Source organism: Candidatus Dorea massiliensis AP6, from assembly GCF_964245105.1.
Lineage (GTDB): Bacteria > Bacillota > Clostridia > Lachnospirales > Lachnospiraceae > Laedolimicola > Laedolimicola intestinihominis.
In genome coordinates this window covers 40,978-61,447 of record NZ_CAXTKW010000013.1, presented here as the reverse complement: position 1 = coordinate 61,447, position 20,470 = coordinate 40,978, and the positions used below count along the sequence as shown (strand labels likewise).

20 protein-coding genes and 1 tRNA gene are annotated in these 20,470 nt (G+C 51.1%); 18 read left to right on the top strand and 3 right to left on the bottom strand.

What is annotated here, in order from left to right; all coding sequences use genetic code 11:
- The first annotated feature begins 5 nt into the window (after window positions 1-5).
- From murD to sigE, 8 genes are all read left to right on the top strand, one after another.
- Window positions 6-1,364, top strand: coding sequence for a UDP-N-acetylmuramoyl-L-alanine--D-glutamate ligase (gene murD, locus ACESZP_RS13710; protein WP_499709309.1), 1,359 nt, complete (start codon window positions 6-8; stop codon window positions 1,362-1,364).
- A 52-nt stretch (window positions 1,365-1,416) separates the two neighbouring features.
- Window positions 1,417-2,547 (top strand): FtsW/RodA/SpoVE family cell cycle protein, encoded by a 1,131-nt coding sequence (locus ACESZP_RS13705; RefSeq protein ID WP_178038611.1) that lies wholly within the window; start codon window positions 1,417-1,419, stop codon window positions 2,545-2,547.
- 28 nt (window positions 2,548-2,575) lie between these two features.
- Complete coding sequence (gene murA, locus ACESZP_RS13700) at window positions 2,576-3,817, top strand: UDP-N-acetylglucosamine 1-carboxyvinyltransferase (RefSeq protein WP_349164292.1); 1,242 nt, start codon at window positions 2,576-2,578, stop codon at window positions 3,815-3,817.
- A gap of 29 nt (window positions 3,818-3,846) precedes the next feature.
- Window positions 3,847-4,611, top strand: coding sequence for a cell division protein FtsQ/DivIB (locus ACESZP_RS13695; RefSeq protein WP_349164291.1), 765 nt, complete (start codon window positions 3,847-3,849; stop codon window positions 4,609-4,611).
- Window positions 4,612-4,774: 163 nt separating this feature from the next.
- Window positions 4,775-5,944: a cell division protein FtsZ gene (gene ftsZ / locus ACESZP_RS13690; RefSeq protein WP_178038614.1), complete on the top strand. Its 1,170-nt coding sequence runs from the start codon at window positions 4,775-4,777 to the stop codon at window positions 5,942-5,944.
- Window positions 5,945-6,013: 69 nt separating this feature from the next.
- Window positions 6,014-7,162 (top strand): PP-loop family protein, encoded by a 1,149-nt coding sequence (locus ACESZP_RS13685; RefSeq protein ID WP_499709307.1) that lies wholly within the window; start codon window positions 6,014-6,016, stop codon window positions 7,160-7,162.
- A 367-nt stretch (window positions 7,163-7,529) separates the two neighbouring features.
- Window positions 7,530-8,420 carry a sigma-E processing peptidase SpoIIGA gene (locus ACESZP_RS13680; protein WP_499709305.1) on the top strand — a complete coding sequence of 297 codons (891 nt, stop codon included), beginning with the start codon at window positions 7,530-7,532 and terminating at the stop codon, window positions 8,418-8,420.
- A complete protein-coding gene (gene sigE, locus ACESZP_RS13675; RefSeq protein ID WP_178038617.1) occupies window positions 8,368-9,108 on the top strand; it encodes an RNA polymerase sporulation sigma factor SigE in 741 nt (246 codons plus the stop codon). The genes ACESZP_RS13680 and sigE overlap by 53 nt, the downstream gene beginning before the upstream one ends.
- Before the next feature lies 1 nt (window position 9,109).
- On the opposite strand, the gene sigG is transcribed toward sigE, so the two are convergent.
- Window positions 9,110-9,889, bottom strand: coding sequence for an RNA polymerase sporulation sigma factor SigG (sigG, locus tag ACESZP_RS13670; protein WP_499709304.1), 780 nt, complete (start codon window positions 9,887-9,889; stop codon window positions 9,110-9,112).
- Window positions 9,890-10,096: 207 nt separating this feature from the next.
- On the opposite strand from sigG, the gene ACESZP_RS13665 reads away from it, so the two are divergent.
- From ACESZP_RS13665 to ACESZP_RS13645, 5 genes are all read left to right on the top strand, one after another.
- Window positions 10,097-10,975, top strand: coding sequence for a Cof-type HAD-IIB family hydrolase (locus ACESZP_RS13665; protein ID WP_499709303.1), 879 nt, complete (start codon window positions 10,097-10,099; stop codon window positions 10,973-10,975).
- Window positions 10,976-10,996: 21 nt separating this feature from the next.
- Window positions 10,997-12,640, top strand: a complete 1,644-nt coding sequence (locus tag ACESZP_RS13660; RefSeq protein ID WP_499709302.1) for a PRD domain-containing protein — start codon at window positions 10,997-10,999, stop codon at window positions 12,638-12,640.
- Window positions 12,641-12,970: 330 nt separating this feature from the next.
- Window positions 12,971-13,480 (top strand): CarD family transcriptional regulator, encoded by a 510-nt coding sequence (locus tag ACESZP_RS13655; protein WP_349164279.1) that lies wholly within the window; start codon window positions 12,971-12,973, stop codon window positions 13,478-13,480.
- A gap of 189 nt (window positions 13,481-13,669) precedes the next feature.
- Complete coding sequence (locus ACESZP_RS13650; RefSeq protein WP_158362140.1) at window positions 13,670-14,047, top strand: BlaI/MecI/CopY family transcriptional regulator; 378 nt, start codon at window positions 13,670-13,672, stop codon at window positions 14,045-14,047.
- Window positions 14,044-15,822, top strand: a complete 1,779-nt coding sequence (locus ACESZP_RS13645; protein ID WP_499709300.1) for a M56 family metallopeptidase — start codon at window positions 14,044-14,046, stop codon at window positions 15,820-15,822. Before ACESZP_RS13650 ends, ACESZP_RS13645 begins: the two co-directional genes overlap by 4 nt.
- Window positions 15,823-15,913: 91 nt before the next feature.
- On the opposite strand, the gene ACESZP_RS13640 is transcribed toward ACESZP_RS13645, so the two are convergent.
- Complete coding sequence (locus ACESZP_RS13640; RefSeq protein WP_158362143.1) at window positions 15,914-16,165, bottom strand: PRC-barrel domain-containing protein; 252 nt, start codon at window positions 16,163-16,165, stop codon at window positions 15,914-15,916.
- 172 nt (window positions 16,166-16,337) lie between these two features.
- Between ACESZP_RS13640 and nrdR the strand changes: the two genes are divergently transcribed.
- The 4 genes from nrdR to efp all read left to right on the top strand — a co-directional run bounded on the left by nrdR (window position 16,338) and on the right by efp (window position 19,073).
- On the top strand, window positions 16,338-16,790 hold the full coding sequence (gene nrdR / locus ACESZP_RS13635; RefSeq protein ID WP_158362145.1) for a transcriptional regulator NrdR: 453 nt from the start codon (window positions 16,338-16,340) through the stop codon (window positions 16,788-16,790).
- Between the two features lie 15 nt (window positions 16,791-16,805).
- Window positions 16,806-17,309 (top strand): YqeG family HAD IIIA-type phosphatase, encoded by a 504-nt coding sequence (locus ACESZP_RS13630; protein WP_499709299.1) that lies wholly within the window; start codon window positions 16,806-16,808, stop codon window positions 17,307-17,309.
- A complete protein-coding gene (locus ACESZP_RS13625) occupies window positions 17,306-18,379 on the top strand; it encodes a M24 family metallopeptidase (RefSeq protein WP_499709298.1) in 1,074 nt (357 codons plus the stop codon). Before ACESZP_RS13630 ends, ACESZP_RS13625 begins: the two co-directional genes overlap by 4 nt.
- Before the next feature lie 136 nt (window positions 18,380-18,515).
- Window positions 18,516-19,073, top strand: a complete 558-nt coding sequence (gene efp / locus ACESZP_RS13620) for an elongation factor P (RefSeq protein ID WP_178038626.1) — start codon at window positions 18,516-18,518, stop codon at window positions 19,071-19,073.
- A gap of 162 nt (window positions 19,074-19,235) precedes the next feature.
- Here the strand turns inward: efp and ACESZP_RS13615 are convergent.
- Window positions 19,236-19,308: transfer RNA gene (locus tag ACESZP_RS13615), tRNA-Arg, on the bottom strand.
- A gap of 230 nt (window positions 19,309-19,538) precedes the next feature.
- Here ACESZP_RS13615 and ACESZP_RS13610 point away from each other — a divergent pair.
- Entirely contained in the window at window positions 19,539-20,429 is an 891-nt protein-coding gene (locus ACESZP_RS13610; protein WP_499709297.1) for a DUF5688 family protein, read from the top strand.
- Window positions 20,430-20,470 lie beyond the last annotated feature (41 nt).

Here is a 20,470-nt window from a genome sequence, read left to right as displayed (position 1 = left end):
GAGAAATGATTACGGATAAAAAGATAGTAGTGATTGGTAGCGGTGTCAGCGGCGTCGGCGCGGTAAAGCTTCTGGAGGCGGCGGGCGCGGTGCCGACCCTCTATGACAGCAATGAGAAACTGACGGAAGCGGAAGTACGGAAAAGACTGCCCGAGGGCAGCAAGTGCAAGGTTGTCCTGGGCGAATTCCCGGAGAATTTAAAGAAAGAGACTGAGCTGGTCGTGTTAAGCCCGGGCGTGCCGGTGGATCTGCCGTTGGTAGAGGAGCTGCGCACGAACGGCGCAGCCATCTGGGGTGAGGTGGAGCTGGCTTACCATTTTGGCAAGGGCAAAATTGCGGCCATTACCGGAACAAACGGAAAAACTACAACAACAACCCTGGTGGGAGAGATTTTCAAGAGCTATTACCCGGAGGTCTTCGTGGTGGGTAATATCGGAACCGCCTACACCCAGGAGGCGCTGAAGATGACCGACAATAGCGTGATCGCTGCGGAGATCAGCAGCTTCCAGCTGGAGACCATCGAGAACTTCCACCCAAAGGTCAGCGCTATCCTGAATATCACGCCGGATCATCTGAACCGCCATCATACCATGCAGTGCTATATCGAAACCAAGGAGAAGATCGCGGAAAATCAGACCGGGGATGATACCTGCGTCCTGAATTACGATGATGAGGAGACCAGACGCTTCGGCGGGAGCTGCAAGGCCTCGGTTCTGTATTTCAGCCGGGAGCATATACTGGATCAGGGCGTATATATGGATGGAACAGCCATCGTCTATGCAGATGAGTCCGTCCGGACAAAGATCTGTGATGTGTCAGAACTGAAACTTCTCGGAACCCATAATTATGAGAACGTTATGGCAGCGGTGGCCATCGCGGCAGCCATGGGCGTGCCCTTCCCGTATATCCGTGAAACGGTTATTCATTTCACGGCTGTGGAGCACCGCATTGAGTTTGTGGCAGAGAAAAAGGGAGTCGCTTATTACAATGATTCCAAAGGAACGAATACCGACGCGTCCATCAAGGCGGTGCAGGCCATGAATCGTCCTACCATTGTCATCGGAGGAGGATACGATAAGCATGTGACCTTCGACGATTGGATCGAGTGTTTTGGTGACAAGGTGAAATGGCTGGTATTGCTGGGCCAGACTGCGAATCAGATTGCGGAGACTGCGAAGAAGCATGGCTTTACCCATATCGTATTTACCGAGAGCCTGGAAGAAGCAGTGCAGGTCTGCGCCGGCAAGGCAGAGAGCGGCGACGCGGTTCTGCTGTCTCCGGCCTGCGCAAGCTGGGGCATGTTCGATAATTACGAGCAGAGAGGAAGAATGTTTAAAGATTACGTCCGCGCGCTTCCCGAATAAAAAAAGGGAAGAAAAATAAAGCAGTGGGTTTAGGCCCCGGGACGGAGGTTTTATGACAGGTCCGGATTCCGCCGGAAAAGAGAAGAAGCACGGGAGTGGGGCTCCCGATTACGGCCTTGTGCTGACTGTGCTGCTTCTGGCGGGATTCGGACTTGTTGTGCTTTATAGCACCAGCTCCTGGAATGGGCAGGTGAAGTTCGCCGACCCGGCCTATTATCTGAAAAAGCAGCTTCTGGCCACAGCTCTGGGACTGGCGGCCATGTATGCGGTATCTTGCATTGATTATCATAAATGGGGAAAACTGGCAGGCCTGGGATACCTGATTTCCCTGCTTCTTCAGGTGGCAGTGCTGATCTTCGGTGACGAGTATAACGGTTCCAGGCGCTGGCTGGCAATCGGTCCGGTGTCCTTTCAGCCTTCGGAATTCGCCAAGGTGGCGGTTATCCTGCTATTAGCCCGGGTGATCAGCAGCCGTCTGCAGCGCATTGTGACTTTGCGGCAGATGCTGGGGGTTATGCTTCTGGCCCTGCCGCTGGTGGGCCTGGTGGGCACCAATAATTTGAGTACTGCCATCATTATCATGGGAATTGCGGTGATTCTGATTTTTGTGGCCAGCCCCGGTTATCTGAGATTTGTTCTGATCGGCGCAGGCGGCGCCGGTTTTCTGGCAGTGTTCTTAAGTCTGGAATCCTACCGCCTGGAGCGTCTGGCCATCTGGCGGCATCCTGAGGCTTATGAGAAGGGCTATCAGACCATGCAGGGGCTCTACGCCATTGGTTCCGGCGGCCTCTTCGGCGTGGGCTTCGGAGGCAGCCTTCAGAAGCTGGGCTTTGTGCCGGAGGCTCAGAATGATATGATTTTTTCGATTGTATGCGAGGAGTTTGGACTGATGGGGGCGGTACTTTTGATGCTGCTTTTTGTGCTGCTGGTCTGGCGGTTATATAGCATCGCGGTGCATGTGCAGGATTTATTTGGCTGTCTCATTGTAACCGGAATTCTGGGCCACATCCTGATTCAGGTGATTTTGAATATCGCGGTGGTGACCAATACAATCCCCAATACAGGGATCACCCTGCCCTTCGTCAGCTATGGCGGTACCTCAGTCTTATTTCTCCTGTCGGAAATGGGGATGGCTTTAAATGTGTCCCGTAATCACCCCCACGGGGAGAGCGGCATATGCTAAAGGTATAGCAGAGACGGGGAGAAGACATATGGATTATCTGGACATCGAGGGCGGTTACCCTTTACGGGGCGAAGCGCGTATACAGGGATCGAAAAACGCAGCCCTTCCCATTCTTTCCGGGGCTCTGCTTCATTCCGGCGTGACAGTGCTGAAAAACTGTCCGGATATCACGGATGTGACGGCCATGCTGGAGCTTCTGAGGGGCTGTGACTGTCAGGTGCGGCAGGAGCGTGGAGCGCTGGTCGTGGATGCTTCGGCGCTCATGCCGCTTCAGGCGGAGGAGGCCTATGCGGAGAAAATGCGATCATCGATCATGCTGCTGGGAAGTCTTCTTGGAAGGCTGGGGGAGGTGCGGCTTCCCTATCCGGGTGGCTGCGTCATCGGGGCCAGGCCCGTGGATATTCATCTGGCGGCGCTTACACAGATGGGTGCGAAAATAAAACTGGAAGAAAATGGAATTTATGCAGTCTGCAGGAGTCCGCACGGCGCAGAAATTCATCTGCCCTTTCCAAGTGTGGGCGCCACGGAAAATGTGATTTTGCTGGCTGTAAAGGCTGAGGGCGAGACCATTCTGCACGGCGCGGCCCGGGAACCGGAGATCTGCGAGCTCTGCAGGTTCTTAAGAAGTATGGGAGCGCGTATCCGGGGCGAGGGGAGCGGACGCATCGTGATAGAGGGCGGACAACAGCTTTATGATACGGAATTTACCGTAATGCCCGATCGGATAGTGGCGGGCACCTATATGCTTTTACTGGCTGCCACAGGCGGCAGGATTCGACTCAGGGAAGCTCCCGTGGAACAGCTTGACAGTCTCTGGCCGGTGCTGTCAGAGCTTGGGGTGGAAAGCAAAACAGGGAAGGACGGTGTGAGCCTTACCAGGCGGGAAGTAAAACCCTGTCACCTTGCCATTTCCACCGCGCCTTATCCGGGTTTTCCGACAGATTTGCAGTCACCCCTCATGGCGGTCCTGGCAGCTCTGCCCGGAGAGAGCAGGATTTGCGAGCGGGTTTTTGAGGCCCGTTATAAAATCGTGGAAGAGCTTCGGAAAATGGGCGCGGATATTACAGTAACAGGGGAAGAAGCCCTGGTGCGCGGCAGAAGCCTGCAGGGCGCGGCACTTACTGCCCGGGAGCTTCGGGGCGGGGCGGCCCTTTGCATCGCGGCGGCTGCGGCTCAAGGGAAAAGCCGCATTTTACAGTATCCTTTTATTGCCAGGGGCTATGAAAATATAATCAGGGATTTGCAAGCACTCGGAGTTGTGATACACTAGACAAAACGAAAATAGATCAGAGGAAAAGCATGTTAAAATTTCGGGAACGTGAAAAAATAAAAGCGAGAAAACGAAGGGGAAAAGGTCTGCTGACAGCGTTGCTGGTACTGATGACGCTGGCGCTTCTCACCGTCGGCGTCATCAGCCTGTTCAAAATCCGTACCGTGGAAATCACCGGCAACAGCTTTTACAGCGCGCAGGAAATTCAGGATCGAATCATTACGGATCGATATACAGAGAATTCCCTTTATCTCTATCTGAAATATAAGTATTTCAATAAAGAGGAAATTCCGTTTGTGGATAAACTGGAGGTGAGCCTTCAGGGACCCGGAAAGGTGAAAATCCGTGTGTATGAAAAGAGTGTTGTCGGCTATGTTACTTACATGGGGGCGAATTTCTATTTTGACAAAGACGGCGTAGTGGTGGAAAGCTCCACGGATGTGAAGGAGGATATTCCCTGCATTTCCGGCGTGCGTTTCAGTTCCCTGGCCATGTATCAGAAGCTGGCTGTGGAGAATGACAAAATTTTCGGCCGTATTCTGAATATCACCCAGCTGCTGAAAAAATATGAGCTGAGCCCGGATAAAATTGAGTTTGGGAAGGACCTTGCGTTGACCCTGTATTTCGGAAACGTGAAGGTGGCTCTTGGAAGCAACGATGATCTGGAAGATAAGATAGGACGGCTGCATGATATTTACAGCGATCTGGAGTCTCTGTCCGGTACCCTGCATATGGAGAATTATACCCTGGATTCCAAATTTATCAGCTTCGAAAAAGCGGATTCGACAGAGTAACGCAGAAAACGCGTATAGAAAAAATTAATTTTGGAAATGTTATAAATAGGGTTGATTAATTTTAGGAAAAAAGTTATCATGTATAGTATGAGAAAAATTGGAAGTTCTCTGCCTACGGGCTTAGATTTATAAAAATAGACTGGGAAAACAGGAGGTCAAGGTTTTGCTTGAAATTATGATGAACGATGCGGAATCCGCAGCCAGAATTATCGTGATTGGAGTCGGCGGCGCCGGCAATAACGCGGTGAACCGCATGATAGATGAGCAGATTGCAGGAGTAGAATTTATCGGAGTCAATACGGACAAGCAGGCGCTGCAGTTCTGCAAGGCGGAACGGGCCATCCAGATCGGCGAGAAGCTGACTAAGGGACTGGGTGCCGGAGCCAAGCCGGAGATCGGCGAGAAGGCTGCCGAAGAAAGCATCGAGGAGATTAAGGAAGCTATTCAGGGTGCGGATATGGTGTTCGTGACCTGCGGAATGGGCGGCGGCACCGGTACCGGCGGAGCGCCGGTTATTGCCAGACTGGCCAAGGATATGGGGATTCTGACTGTCGGTGTGGTTACGAAGCCGTTCCGTTTTGAGAATAAAGTACGTATGAAGAACGCGCTGGAAGGTATTCAGAAGCTGAAAGAGAGCGTGGATACCCTGATTGTGATCCCCAATGACAAGCTGCTGGAGATTGTGGATCGCCGTACAACCATGCCGGATGCTCTGAAGAAGGCAGATGAGGTTCTGCAGCAGGCGGTACAGGGAATTACCGACCTGATTAACCTGCCGGCCCTGATTAATCTGGACTTCGCGGATGTACAGACGGTTATGACCGACAAGGGTATTGCACACATCGGTATCGGTTCCGGTAAGGGCGATGACAAGGCCCTGGACGCAGTAAAGCAGGCTGTGGCCAGCCCGCTTCTGGAGACGACCATTGTGGGCGCTTCCCATGTTATTATCAATATTTCCGGAGATATCTCCCTGATGGATGCCAACGACGCCGCAAGCTATGTACAGGAGCTGGCAGGTGATGACGCCAACATTATCTTTGGTGCGATGTACGACGATACATACACCGATGAAGCTACCATCACCGTCATTGCCACCGGACTGGATGAGAACAGCAGCACCAAGGTTCTGCCGAAGAACAGCAGTTTTGGAAAGATGCCCACAGCTGCGAAGACAGGCTTTGAAGCTTCCGCCCAGAGCGCCGGCACACAGACTTCCGCCGAGCCGCCGGTATTCAAGCCCCTGCCGGGATTGAATATTCCGAAGCGTCCGGAGAGCAGAGTCCAGGTGGACGAATTGAAGGTTCCGGAATTCCTGCAGAGACATAAATAAACCAAGAACGTATGAGAATCAAAAAAGCCGTGGCGATTGCTTCCACGGCTTTTTAAATGGAGGAACAGGATGAATACCATTACCATAGAAGAATTGATGAAACAAAAGCCCGAGACTATAACAGTTCTGGATGTGCGTCCGGCGGACGAATACCGGAGAGGAACCTTCGACGGAGCGATCAGCATGCCCATGAAGGAGATCCCGGAGCGCAAGGAAGAGATTTCCAAGGACAAACCGGTGTATCTGCTCTGTCATACCGGTGAGCGCAGCATGGAGTATGTGGACTATCTGGAGCAGAACGGCTACGACGCCTGGAACGTGGAAGGCGGTTACCGCGCCTATTTGCGTATGCAGCTGGCCAGTTTTGTGCAGGAAGAGGACGCCCGCAAAGAGAAAACGGCGGAAATCGAGCGCAGCATTATTAAAAAATTCCGGAAACCTATATGGCGCAAATTCACCCAGGCTATCACGGATTACGATCTGATTCAGCCTGGAGACAAGATTGCGGTCTGCATCTCCGGCGGAAAGGATTCCATGCTGATGGCCAAGCTCATGCAGGAACTGCAGCGCCACGGCAAATATCCCTTCGAACTGGTATTCCTGGTGATGAACCCGGGCTACAATGCGGATAACTGGAAAATCATTCAGGACAACGCCAAGGTACTGGGCATTCCGCTTACCGTCTTCGAGAGCGAGATCTTCGACATTGTGGCCGGTGTGGACCGCAATCCCTGTTACCTCTGTGCCCGCATGCGCCGGGGTAACCTGTACGCCGAGGCCAAGGCCCTGGGCTGTAATAAGATCGCTCTGGGACATCATTTTGATGATGTGGTCGAGACCATCCTGATGGGGATGCTCTACAGCGGCAAGATCGAGACTATGATGCCCAAGCTTCATAGCAAGAATTTCGAGGGTATGGAGCTGATCCGCCCCATGTACAAGATCAAGGAAGAGGACATCAAAGCATGGCGCGACTATCACAAGCTCCATTTCATCCAGTGCGCCTGCCGTTTCACTGAGAACTGCGCCACCTGCGGCGGCGAGCGGGGCTCCAAGCGCGACGAGATGAAGGGCCTGATGAAGCAGTTCCGTGCCACCAGCGACGTCATCGAGTCCAATATCTTCCAGAGCGTCCACAATATTAACCTACGGACGGTCATCGGATATCACAAGGATGATGAAGTGTATAACTTCTTAGACGATTACAATGAGCGTTAGAAAAATTTAATACGTACGAAGATAGAAATATCCCCTCTCACCTGGAACGCATTGTTTTCCTGCTTTCGTTCGCGCGGCTTATTCGCGCCTGACCGCCAAACTCGGCCCTACGGGCCTCAAACAGTGGCTCCTTCAGGCGCTGCCAGCGCAAACAAAAGCTGTGGAAAACAAGCTAAACCAGGTGAGAGGGGATATTTCTATCTTCTGCTTATTGAAAGACGATAGGAATTTTACATGAGGAATTTCTCTATCTTCGTCCGTTTATTATTGTCGAAATAAGTAAGATAAATCTATCCCCCATCCCCCACATAGTTACAAATTTCGCGCCCCACCTTCCCTATAATGGAGAACAGAAAGAAGGTGGGCCGTGTACTACACGCTGTACATAGACGCGTTTTTCCTGCAAAATCTGCTGACGGATTATCTGTTGCTGACGGTGACGGGACGGATGCTGAAAATCAGGATTCCGGCATTCAAGAGACTTCTTGCAGCAGGAGTCGGAAGTCTGACGGTTTGTCTTGTCTACCTGGCAGGAGGACAGAACAGTCTGGCCGGAAAACTAATCCTGTATGGAGCGGCGGCGGTCGGAATGATCTGCGTAAGTCTTCCGAAAAATCAGCAAGGCCTGTTGGGCAAAGCATTGTTTCTGCTGTACCTGAACGGCTTCCTGCTGGGAGGCATCTTCGGATGGCTTCGAAGTGCCTTTGCCTTTCCGGTATATCCGTTTCTGTTCTTTACGCTGGTAAGCTACGAGCTGCTGAAGCTGACTGCCAGGCTTATATTTCGGCAGCAAGAACAGGAACGATGCGTATATTCCGTCACTATCCGGTACCGGGAAAACACCTGCACCGTTCGGGCGCTTCTGGACACGGGCAACAGTCTTCGGGATCCGGTCTTCGGAAAGCCTGTGAGCATCATCACAGCAGATCTGAAGGCGGCGCTTCTTGGGGAAAAGGAGATGGTTTTTTATCCGGTTCCTTATCACAGCGTAGGCCGGAAAAACGGTTTCCTTCCGGCCTTTTACGCAGATGAACTGGAGCTTACAGGACCGGACGGCGTGTGTATCCACATAGAAAAGCCTTTGCTTGGCATTACCAAAGAACCACTTTCTTCGACAGAAAATTACAGCATGATTCTGCATCCGGCCCTGTTGGAGCCATATAGCGCAGAGAATGCGGAAATGAGAGTGGGAGGAAAGAACAAGTATGCTTATCAAAGTAGCGATTCCAAATCAGATTCAGTTAAAGCTGATCCCTAATTTTTCCACCCTGTTTGTGGGAAGGAAAAATGAAATTCACTATATCGGCGGCGCGGAGGTGCTTCCGGCGCCCTTAAATGCGGAGGATGAGGCCCGGGCCATTGCGCGTCTTGGCACGGAGGAGGGCGGTGAAGCCCGCTCCCTTCTGATTGAGCACAACCTGCGCCTGGTGGTCTATATCGCGAAAAAATTCGACAACACCGGCGTGGGCGTGGAGGATCTGATTTCCATCGGAACCATTGGACTTATCAAAGCCATCAACACCTTCAACAGAGGAAAAAATATCAAGCTGGCCACCTACGCCTCCCGCTGTATTGAAAATGAGATCCTGATGTATCTGCGCCGCAACAACAAGACCCGCCTTGAGGTTTCCATTGATGAGCCCCTGAATGTGGACTGGGATGGCAACGAATTATTGCTGTCTGATATTCTGGGAACCGATGAGGACGTCATTTACCGTGATATCGAGACAGAGATGGAGCGAAAACTGCTTGACAAGGCCATTCAGACACTGTCTGAACGGGAGCGCACCATCGTGGAGCTTCGTTTTGGACTGAAAAATCCTCATGGCGAGGAGATGACCCAGAAGGAGGTGGCGGATCTCCTGGGAATCTCACAGTCCTATATTTCCAGACTGGAAAAGAAAATTATCCGCCGCCTGAAAAAAGAAATCATGAAATACGAATAAATTATTGCGCCAGATAATTCTGCATACATTTCAGCGCGTTTTTCTCCAGACGGCTGACCTGGGCCTGGGAAATGCCGATTTCATCGGCAACTTCCATCTGAGTCTTACCTTGGAAGAAACGGAGCTCAATGATATAATGTTCGCGGTCTGACAGCTTTTTCATGGCCTCATTCAGGGAGAGTTCTTCAATCCAGAGCTCTTCCCTGTTTTTTTTATCACTAATCTGGTCCATCACATAGAGAGTATCGCCACCCTCGGTGTAGACCGGCTCATAGAGGCTGACCGGGCTCTGGATAGCGTCCAGGGCAAAGACGATTTCCTCGTCCGGAATGCCGATTTCCGTGGCGATTTCGCTTAAGCATGGTTCCCTGGCATACTGGCGGGTCAGATTTTCCCTGGCGTAAATAGCCTTGTAGGCCGTATCCCGTAAGGAACGGCTGACCCGGATACTGTTGTTATCCCGGAGATAACGGCGGATTTCCCCGGCGATCATGGGGACTGCATAAGTGGAAAATTTGACGCCCAGGGTGTTGTCAAAATTGTCGATGGCTTTCATGAGACCGATACACCCGATCTGGAACAGGTCGTCCGCATTTTCCGAACTTCCTGAAAATCGCTTGATAACGCTCAAAACCAGCCGGAGATTGCCCTTGATATAAAGCTCCCGGGCGGTTGCGTCGCCCGCTGTAATCCGTTTCCATAAAGCGTCCTTTTCTTCCTGTGTCAGGACAGGCAGTTTCGCTGTATTTACCCCGCAAATTTCAACCTTATTCAGTGCCATCCGGTATACGCCTCCTGTAAAAATTTGATAATAACAAGATTTCCGAATGGAAATTTTTCTATGCAGGTTTTCTGAAAATAAAAAAAATATTAGACCTTGACAAAACAGATTCATTTTTGCAATGTATACAGAGAAAAGTGCAAAGAAATAGTGGCTATTGAAGTGAAAAGCTATGCTATGATTACAGACATATAAGGGGTAAGTAAAATGAATGTAAAGTGGATTGTAACCGATATGGACGGTACATTGCTGAACGGCAGAGATGAGATTGGAGCGCGCACAAAGGAGGCGCTGATGGTCTGTCAGAAAAAAGGCATCCGCCTGATTCTGGCCAGTGGTCGCAGCTATGTGCGGCAGATGCCCTACGCCAGGGAGCTGGAGCTTCTGAAGTACGGTGGCTGTCTCATTGAAAATAACGGATTGACCGTCAACGACCTGACCGAGGGCGGACGCCATAAAAAGACCTGCCTCGTTCAGGCGGACGCAGCGCTGCTCTTTCCGATCCTTCAGAACTGGGAGGTGGAAATTCAGTGTTACGAGGACGACACCATCCATTATTGGATTCCGGATTGGATGAGGCCCATTAAGGAGCGGGAGCGTGTTAAAAAAGGATATTCGGAGGATCACCCTATGGTGGCCGGAGCCTGGTCCTGGGTGACCGAGAATATCAATGGTTATCCCAGACTCATCGAGATTACGTCCATGGAGGAACTGCCGGACAGCCTGAATAAGATCAATGCCACGGACAATCCGGAGCGGATCAACGAGCTTTACAAAATGCTGACGGAGGCGTATGCGGACCGATACGAGATCGTCCGGACGGATCCCAGGCTCATCGAGATTGCGCCCAAGGGAATCCCCAAGGGACGGACACTGAAGGAGCTGATGGAACGGGAGGGTATTAAGCCGGAAGAGGTCATCGCATTCGGAGACGGCGAAAACGATGTGGATATGTTCCACAGCGTAGCCTATGGTATCGCCATGGAAAACGCGGCGGATTATGTGAAGGATCACGCCTTTGCTGTGACCGGCAGCAACAATGAGGACGGCATTGCCCAGGCCCTTGAGAAATACGGTATTATCTGAGAAAGAAAGGCGGCGGAGCACATGAGAGAAATTCCAAAACCGAGACAGATTGAGATTTTCAGACAGCTGATGATGGCGGGTGTTCCTCTGGATATTGCCACCTTAAAGGAGAAGCTTCAGAAGAGCGAACGGACCATCCGGTATGATATGCAGGATTTGAAGCGGATTTGTCAGGAATACGGTATTGAAATTGGCTACCTGACTAAGAAAGGATATTTTATTCCGGCCGCCCAGAAGCCGGACTGTTCGGCTCTGCTGGTCCAGTGGGATAGCGGAAGTAAGGGAAGCTTCGTAGACGGCGATGAGGAACAGCGCTTTGCCAGTCTGTTTTTCTACCTGTTCAGCCAGAAAGGTTATGTGACTGCAGAAAAACTGGCGGAGGTTTATCTGGCTTCTAAGTCCACGCTGACCAGAGGCCTGGGCCGCCTGGAGGAATATTTCGGCGGAAGCTTCCGGCTGGATATCCGGAAGGCCCAGGGCTACCGACTGGAGGGCGACGAGCTTACGCTCAGAAAACAGGCGGTAAAGCTTCTGACCAAGCTCTGCGAGGAGGACAGCCGGGGCTGCAATCGACAGGAGCTTCAGAGGCTTTCCGCGGTTCTTCGCGATTATGGCGTCTGTACCGAGGGCTACCGGGTACGGGATGAGATTCTGGAGCGTATCATGGAGCGGATCATGTCCTATCTGGAAAATGGCGAGGAGAGGGAAAGCTTCGAGCTTCAGAGCCTCCGGCGGGACTTGGAGGAGCACCTGAAAAATTACCTGACCATGAGTGGATCAGACCGGCAGGAAGAAGAGAATGCCTATGTGCTCCAGGAGATTCAGGAATACTATTATTCCTATTTCCAGCTGGCAGAGAAGCTTGCGGAAATTATCGAGGACGAGATCGGGCAGAAGCTCGGTGTGATGGAAATCTGCTATCTGGCAGTTTACTTATATAAAAATGGAATTCAGGCGGAGAGCGAACGGAAAAATGTCATGGTGGTCTGCGCCACCGGTAAGGGCCTGTCCCATTTCCTGACGCTCCGTATCAAGCATGTATTCCCGATGCTGAATGTGGTGGGACAGGTTTCCCCCTATCAGCTTTTAAAGGCCAGTGATCTGAAGGGCGTGGATTTTGCCATTTCCACGATTCCGTTGGAGAACAGCCTGGTGCCGGTAGTGAAGATTTCCGGTGTGCTGCTGGCGGAGGATATTCAGAGAATCCAGGACTTCCTGAAATATGGAAAGCTGGTGGACGAGCTTCCTATGAAGCAGAAGAACCAGGCCTCGTTCCAGTCCAAGCCCGAGATGCCCGTATCGGTACAGCTTCAGGGACAGAATTCCGGGAAAAATCTGGCCGAGGCAGCCGGAACCATGAGCGACCTGATTCTGGCGCTGCTGGAATATGTGGCCAAGCTTCCGCCCCAGATCCGGATGGGTCAGGACGCCATGCTGGGTCTGGTGATTCATATGAGCATGGCTGTGAAGCGCTGGCTCTCCGGAGAGGTCACCGAGGATCCCAACGGCGAGTTCAACCAGGAGTATTACCGGGTGAAAAAGGAATACCCGGATGTGTTCCTGATTATGGAGAAATTCTTCGAGATGTCGGAGACTACACTCCAGGTAAGAATACCGATTTCAGAGAGAACCGCGTTCTTTCTGTATATCATAGAGGAGGAATAGGATATGAAAGAGCTGGTATAAAAAAGATAGTTCTATTATATTTCCATAACAAGACTTTACATACGGGACAGAAGAAAAGGGCAGGAGGCTGCAAGGCCGACCTGCCTTTTTCACGTCCCCGAGCCGCAAAAGTATGGAAAAAACGCACAAAAACGGATCTGTGTGTATCATGCAAAATCACGAAAAACAGAAAACAGACGAAAAAACATTAGAAAAACAGAAAATATTCTGGTAATATTAAAATATAGTAGCTAATAAACCGTTTCGCTGACTGCGCGCGGTTTTTTTGTGTGAAAGATAGAACGACTGATGATAAGAGGGAGGTTTCTCATGTTTGAAAAAGGCGGCTATATTGTATATGGAACGACAGGCGTGTGTCTGGTGGAAGAGATTACGGGAATGAAGATGAAGGGAGCCTCCGGGGAGAAGCTTTACTATGTGCTTCGCCCCTGCTTTCAGAAGGGCAACACCATTTTCACACCGGTGGACAACAGTAAAATCGCCATGCGGGCCGTCATGAATAAGGCAGAGGCGGAAGCGCTGGTGGAGCGGATTCCGGAGATTGAGGAACTGACGGAGACAGACGATAAGGAACGGGAGCGCCTTTACAAAGAAGCCATCAAGAGCGGTAAGCCGGGGGAATGGATCCGGATCATCAAGACCTCCTATCTCCGGAGTCGGAAGCGTGAGGCGGAAGGCAAGCGGGCCACTACGGTGGACGATCGGTATTTCCATACGGCGGAGGAGCATCTGTATGCGGAGCTGGCTGTCGTGCTGGGAATGGAGAAGGACGATGTGCGACAGTATATCGGGCAGAAAATCGAGCTGCTGGAGGTATAGATAGCGGATATGGTAGTGGGACGAAAAGCCGGAAAGGTTTTTCGTCCTTTTCAGATCCGGAAAAGAAAGAAAAACTTAAGAATTGGCAGATTGACAGGTGCAGCTGTTTATGGTAAGGTTTAATTAGATAAACCGGTTTAAAGCGATAGACTATATAACATGGAAAAGATATGGAGGTGCAAAATCTCAATGGAAGATTTAAAGTTATACGACGCGGAATACCGTCTGCTGGAGATTGTATGGGAAAAGGAGCCCTTAAGCTCCACAGAACTTTACAAGGAATGCCTGCCGAGACTGGGCTGGAAGAAATCGACCACTTACACAGTGCTTCGAAAGCTGGTAGAACGGAAAATTCTGAAAAATGAGAATGGGGCTGTGACAGCCCTGGTAAAGAAGGAGACTGTGCAGCGTTACGAGAGCCAGGCTGTGGTGGAAAAATGGTTTGACCATTCTCTGCCGGGCTTTGTGGCAGCATTCCTGGGAGAGAAGAAGCTTAGCCGGAAAGAGGCTGAGGAACTGAAACAGCTGATTGACACTTATCAGGAAGACGGGGAGGATATGAGATGACGGACTTTATGACGGTATTAGGGAATCTGACTCTGGCTGCTTCACTGGCGGTTCTGCTGGTTCTGGCGGTGCGGGTGCTTCTGGCGCGGCTGCCCAAGCGATATCTGACGTTTTTGTGGCTGCCGGTCTTCTTCCGGGCGGTGTGTTCGGTTTCATTTCAGTCGCCTTTCAGTCTTTACCGGATTCTGAATGGAGTGCCGGGCTTTCACTCGACAGGTGGCAGAATGACCTTTACTCTGGCCGGATACCAGAGCGCAAGGATAACAGCAGTGCTGGAGCGCATAGGAAGCGCACTGAGCGATGGAAAGGGCGCTGCGGCTGTAAATGCGGCGACGGTAACGGAGGCAGGAGCAGAGGTTATATTGGAAAATATCCTGTTTGGAATCTGGCTGGGCGGCGTGACAGTGGTGTTGCTTTACGGTCTGTTTTCCTGGCTGCGGCTGCGTAGGAAGACTGCTCTGGCAGTGAAGCTGGAAGAGGGCGTCTATGAGTCAGATTGGATAGGCTCTGCCTTCCTGATGGGCTTTTTCCGGCCGCGGATTTATCTCCCGGCAGGACTTACATCAGAAGAACGGATTCTGGTACTGACGCATGAGAAGACCCATAAGCGGCGTCAGGATTCCCGGGTAAAATTGTTGGCCTGGCTGGTATGTGTGGTACACTGGTTCAATCCCCTGCTGTGGCTGGCCTTTATACTGCTGGCCCGGGATATGGAGATGGCCTGCGATGAACAGGTGCTGGAACAGTTGGGGACGGAGGAAAAGAAGCGTTACAGTACCTTCTTGCTGAAGCTTTCCGCACCGGGCGCGTTTCTGACTGGCACGCCGGTGGCATTTGGAGAGAATTCCGTGAAGAGCCGGATTAAGAATATTCTCCGGTATAAAAAGACCAGAGCGGGAATCGCGGCAGCAGCCGTGGCGCTGGTGGCGGGCGCAGCCTGGTTCTGCCTGTCCAATCCGGCTTCGACTTTCGACGAGGACATCATCGGCGGCGCGGACGGTTCTACATCTATCTTTCTGGCCGGAAAACTGAGCAGCGGAGAAGATACGGCTTCCTTTGTATCCGGTGAAAATCTGAAGCTGGGTGGTGATGAGGAAAAAATTTACGAGGTGGTAAAAACCTTTGCGGAAGCGGCAGGCAATCGGGATGCGGATACCGTCTGGAAATTGTTGAGCCCGGTGCTGCAGCACAGTGACGACCTGGGTATCCAGGTGCTGGAAGACGGGACCAAGACCATGGGTGTATCCAGCCCATTTCTGGCAGACGGCCCGACCATCAGCCTGAGCATTGGAGACGGCAATGCAGAGGCAGAGATTACCTATCCGTCCATGACCAGCGATCCTTTGTGGTGGTCCTGGAAGGATTATATTACACTGGAAAAGAACGGGGATACCTACCGTGTGACGGCCTGGAAAACGAAATATTATGATGATATCACCAGTGCTGCAGAATTTGAGGAGGCTTACCGGATGTGGCAGCCGGATTATCTGAAGCCCACGGACGAAACGGCAGATCTGGATTCCAGCTTCGCTTCCTATCTGGTGCAGAACGATGTGGCAGAGTCCTATTATGGGGAAGCATTTTCCACACCGGTGAAGGCACTGGAGACGACTCTGCACGTGTCCGGCGGCATAGGGAAGACGGAAGACGCGGATGGCGGCGATGTGTGGGTAAATTATGAGTTCCCAGACGGAACCATCCGGGTGCGGATGACCCAGCCGGGCATCGACGAGGGCAGCCGGATCTGGGTGCCGAAGGAGATTCCCATGGGGTAAAGAGAAAGTAGACAATGTGAAAATGAATAGCGAAAGCGTACAAAAGGAACTGGAATAGAACTTGGATACAGTTCCTTTTTGCGGCCATTTTTTATGGCTGTCTATGCAGCTTTTCATCTATATCAACCAATATAATGTCCGGCCCGATTTGCCGGATCTTACACCAGGGAATCTCACACTCATTTTCTTTCCCCAGGAAGCCCCAGAGCTTTTCGCTGGTGGTGGTAAGTAACGCCAGGATACAGCCGTTTTTTGGATCAAAGACCAGATCGGATACACAGCCCAGGCGCTTGCAGTCATGGATATTAATCACATCTTTTTCACGCAGTTCGCAGAAAGTCATGAGATGCTCCCGGAAGAAAGTTTCTTAAATTATTTTATGCAATAGAAACGGAGATGTGCAGAAGCTTAAAAATCTTTTTCCGGCGATTTCTTATCATTTCCTATGACAATGATTGACATAAAACCAGAAGATGTACTATACTGGAACCATCAAAAAACCGGAGGATAATGGAATGAAGTGCCCATTTTGCAGTCAGGAAAATACACGCGTGATTGATTCAAGACCGGCAGACGACAACAGCTCAATCCGCCGCCGCCGTCTCTGCGACGCATGCGGCAAGCGGTTTACCACCTATGAGAAGATCGAGACGATTCCGGTCATGGTAATAAAGAAGGATAACAACCGGGAGCATTATGACAGAAGTAAGATTGAGGACGGTATCTTAAGAGCCTGCCACAAGCGGCCGGTGCCCTTAAAGAACATCAATGCCATGATAGACGGCATCGAGAGTGATATTTTCAACCGGGAGGAGCGGGAGATTCCAAGCTCTGTCATCGGCGAGATGGTCATGGATCGCTTAAAGGATCTGGATTCCGTGGCCTACGTGCGCTTTGCCTCTGTATACAGGGAGTTTAAGGATGTAAATACCTTCTTAAGCGAGCTGAAGAAAATGTTAGGAAATTAGTAAGGAGAAATGATTTTGTTTCAGGCATTTTACCCGAAAGAATATGTAGATTCCACCTATGAAATTGATTTTGAAGGTCTGTATCGCAGGGGCTACCGCGGCATCCTGTTTGATGTGGACAATACCCTGGTACCTCATGGAGCTCCCGCTACAACACAGAGCGTGGAGCTCTTTCAGCGGCTTCACGAGATGGGCTTCGCCACCTGTCTCATTTCCAATAATAAGGAACCCCGGGTGCGTCCTTTCGCGGACGCCATGGAGACGCCCTTTGTATACAAGGCAGACAAGCCCAGCCGCCGGGGATATCAGGAGGGCATGGCCCGTATGGGTACGGACCGGAGCAATACGCTGTTTATCGGCGACCAGCTTTTCACCGATGTATGGGGGGCCAACCGGACGGGCATGTACTCGATTCTCACAAAACCCATCGATCCCCATGAGGAGATTCAGATTGTGTTGAAGCGCTATCTGGAAAAGATTGTGCTGTTTTTCTATAAAAGAAGGGAAGCAAAGAAATGACAGCAGAGAAGATATCGGAGCTTTTAAAGGAAAAAAATGTGGACGCGGCGCTTGTATCCTCTCCAGCTAATATCCGCTATCTCAGCGGTTTTGCAGGCACGGAGAGTTATCTGTACCTGACCCGTGAGCGGAAAGTGATTCTGACAGACAGCCGCTATACCCTGCAGGCGGAAGAGGAAGGGAAAGGATGTGAGGTTCAGACCATGAGCCGGGAGCGGAGCTATGGCGTGATGCTCGGCGAGCTTCTTCGGGAAGACGGTGTGGAGCGCCTGGGCTTTGAGGAAAATGCCATGCTTTACGGTACCTGGAACAGCCTCTGGAAGAAATCGGGCTTTGGGCCGGAGCACTGGTTTATGCTGGGCGACAGCCTGTCGGAGCTTCGTGTGATTAAAAATGAGCAGGAACTGCAGTGGATGGAGAAGGCAGAGAGCATCGGCGACGCGGCATTTTCCTATATTTTAAATGAACTGAAGCCGGGCGTCACCGAGCTGGAAATCGCGGCCAAGCTGGAATACTATATGCGCAGCCACGGGGCCGAGAGTACCAGCTTCGATACCATTGTGGCTTCAGGATATCATTCGGCCATGCCCCATGCGGTTCCGTCTGAGAAGAAACTGGAGCCAGGTGATTTCGTGACGATGGATTTCGGCTGCCGGTATCATGGCTACTGTTCTGATATGACCCGGACGGTGGTGATAGGTAAGGCAAGCGAGAAGCAGAAGGAAGTCTATCATGTGGTGCTGGAGGCACAGAAGACCGCGCTTGCGGGCCTGAAACCGGGCATGACCTGCGCCGAGGGCGACAGGCTGGCCAGGGACGTCATAGAGAAGGCAGGCTACGGGCAGTATTTTGGTCATTCCCTGGGGCATTCCGTGGGACTGGAGATTCATGAGAAGCCGGCCCTGTCGCCCAAGGACGGACATGTGCTGCGTCCGGGCATGATCGAGACCGTGGAGCCCGGTATCTACATCCCGGATTTTGGGGGCGTCCGCATCGAGGATATGGTGGTTCTTACAGAGAACGGCATCCGCAATCTGACCCATTCGCCAAAAGAATTGACAGAAGTATAGGAATGGATGCAGAAAAGTCTTGAAAAAGCGACGGTTTTATTATAGAATACAATTTAGGTAATTGTGTGCGAGCAGTTACAAGTTAAATTTTCATGCGCAGAGGGTTGCGCTTAAGACATTAGGAGGAAATTTTAATATGATTTCAGCAGGAGATTTTAGAAACGGCGTTACACTTGAGATTGAAGGCAACGTATATCAGATCATGGAGTTCCAGCATGTAAAGCCGGGTAAGGGCGCGGCTTTCGTAAGAACAAAGCTGAAGAACATCATCAACGGCGGCGTGGTTGAGAAGACCTTCCGTCCGACCGAGAAGTTCCCGGCAGCAAGAATCGACCGTGTAGAGATGCAGTATCTGTATAACGACGGAGATCTGTACAACTTCATGAACACAGAGAACTACGATCAGATCGCTCTGAACAAGGATGATATCGGAGATTCCCTGAAGTTTGTAAAAGAGAACGAGATGGTTAAGGTATGTTCCTACAATGGCAACGTATTTGCGGTTGAGCCGCCTCTCTTCGTAGAGCTGGAGATCACCGAGACCGAGCCGGGCTTCAAGGGCGACACGGCTACAGGCGCAACCAAGCCGGCTACTGTAGAGACAGGCGCAGTTGTATACGTACCGCTGTTCGTAGAGCAGGGCGACAAGATCAAGATCGATACCCGTACAGGCGAGTATCTGTCCAGAGTCTAAGTTATCAGATTGTAATAAAGTCAGTTCATATAAAAAGAGGAGTTTCGCGGAAAGCGGGACTCCTCTTTATGTCTGGGATTCTATTCGATAGGGTATTTCCTATAGAGCAAAAAACCGCGCCGCCATCCCGAAGGACAGCGGCGCGGAAAACGTATAATGAAGTGCATCTGACTAGATTCGAACTAGCGGCACCTGGCGTCGGAGGCCAGTGCTCTATCCACTGAGCTACAGATGCATATCAGCTACCAATCTATATTACAACAAATCTTTCGCTGACGCAAGTAAAAAATAAAAAAAGTTCCAAAAGTTAAATTTTCATAAAACTCTTGCAAAAGGAAAAAGCTTCCAGTATAATGAGGGCATCTTCAAAATCGGCAGCGAATCGCTGCATCCTTCCCCGGGAACGAAAAAAGATAAAAACACGAAAGAGAAGCATACGAAACGCAGTTAAGAAAGGAAATTATTATGAACTATCAGGAATTTGTGGGTTCCGTGACAGGCTTCCTTCGTGAATCTTTGCCCGGCGGAACCAGACTGCAGCTGATTCCACTGGAGAAAAACAATGGAATCATCATGGACGGACTCTCAGTACGCAAAGAGGGGAAACGGGTAGCGCCCATGATTTATCTGGATTCCTATTACAGGGAGTATCTGGACGGCAGATCCCTTCGGGGGATCTGTGATCAGATTCTGGAATGCTGTGAAGATTCGGACTTTGAGGAGCATTTTGACGTGGATTTCTTCCGGGAACCGGAACGGGTGCGGCCCACGGTGGCCTATCGACTCATCAATTATGAGAAAAACCGGGAGCTTTTACAGGAGATTCCCCATCTGCCCTTTCTTGATTTGGCAGTGGTATTCTACAGCCTGCTGACGGATACTCCGGTGGGACATGCCACAGTGTTGATTCGTAACAGCCATCTGGAGCTCTGGGGCAAAAATACATCCTGGCTCTATGAGGCGGCGAAGGAGAATACGGAAAAACTGCTGCCAAAGAGACTGGTCAGCATGGAGGATATGATTTACGAGCTGTCGGAAGGAAAGCAGGAGCCGGAATACGCAGGCGTCCCCATGTATGTGCTGACCAACAGCCGGAAATCCTTTGGGGCGGCCTGCCTGCTCTACGACGGAGCCCTGGGAGAATGCTTCCGGCGGCTGGAGGAAAGCTATTATCTGATTCCCAGCAGCGTCCACGAAGTGATTCTGATTCCGGCTTCCGCAGTGGGCGACAGCCGGGAGCTGTGCGCCCTGGTGCAGGAAATGAACCGGACCCAGGTGCGCAGTACGGAAGTACTGTCGGATACGGTTTATCTCTATTCGGAAGAGACAAGACGCCTGGAAATGATTGATTTTTGAAAGGCGTTACACAATTTTCACAAATTTATCACAATTTACGG

Excerpts from the sequence above, each read along its gene's own strand:
- murD (WP_499709309.1), top strand. The coding sequence starts at position 6 with ATGATTACGGATAAAAAGATAGTAGTGATTGGTAGCGGTGTCAGCGGC.
- ACESZP_RS13705 (WP_178038611.1), top strand. The coding sequence starts at position 1,417 with ATGACAGGTCCGGATTCCGCCGGAAAAGAGAAGAAGCACGGGAGTGGG.
- murA (WP_349164292.1), top strand. The coding sequence starts at position 2,576 with ATGGATTATCTGGACATCGAGGGCGGTTACCCTTTACGGGGCGAAGCG.
- ACESZP_RS13695 (WP_349164291.1), top strand. The coding sequence starts at position 3,847 with ATGTTAAAATTTCGGGAACGTGAAAAAATAAAAGCGAGAAAACGAAGG.
- ACESZP_RS13685 (WP_499709307.1), top strand. The coding sequence starts at position 6,014 with ATGAATACCATTACCATAGAAGAATTGATGAAACAAAAGCCCGAGACT.
- sigE (WP_178038617.1), top strand. The coding sequence starts at position 8,368 with ATGCTTATCAAAGTAGCGATTCCAAATCAGATTCAGTTAAAGCTGATC.
- sigG (WP_499709304.1), bottom strand. The coding sequence starts at position 9,889 with ATGGCACTGAATAAGGTTGAAATTTGCGGGGTAAATACAGCGAAACTG.
- ACESZP_RS13665 (WP_499709303.1), top strand. The coding sequence starts at position 10,097 with ATGAATGTAAAGTGGATTGTAACCGATATGGACGGTACATTGCTGAAC.
- ACESZP_RS13660 (WP_499709302.1), top strand. The coding sequence starts at position 10,997 with ATGAGAGAAATTCCAAAACCGAGACAGATTGAGATTTTCAGACAGCTG.
- ACESZP_RS13655 (WP_349164279.1), top strand. The coding sequence starts at position 12,971 with ATGTTTGAAAAAGGCGGCTATATTGTATATGGAACGACAGGCGTGTGT.
- ACESZP_RS13650 (WP_158362140.1), top strand. The coding sequence starts at position 13,670 with ATGGAAGATTTAAAGTTATACGACGCGGAATACCGTCTGCTGGAGATT.
- ACESZP_RS13645 (WP_499709300.1), top strand. The coding sequence starts at position 14,044 with ATGACGGACTTTATGACGGTATTAGGGAATCTGACTCTGGCTGCTTCA.
- ACESZP_RS13640 (WP_158362143.1), bottom strand. The coding sequence starts at position 16,165 with ATGACTTTCTGCGAACTGCGTGAAAAAGATGTGATTAATATCCATGAC.
- nrdR (WP_158362145.1), top strand. The coding sequence starts at position 16,338 with ATGAAGTGCCCATTTTGCAGTCAGGAAAATACACGCGTGATTGATTCA.
- ACESZP_RS13625 (WP_499709298.1), top strand. The coding sequence starts at position 17,306 with ATGACAGCAGAGAAGATATCGGAGCTTTTAAAGGAAAAAAATGTGGAC.
- efp (WP_178038626.1), top strand. The coding sequence starts at position 18,516 with ATGATTTCAGCAGGAGATTTTAGAAACGGCGTTACACTTGAGATTGAA.
- ACESZP_RS13610 (WP_499709297.1), top strand. The coding sequence starts at position 19,539 with ATGAACTATCAGGAATTTGTGGGTTCCGTGACAGGCTTCCTTCGTGAA.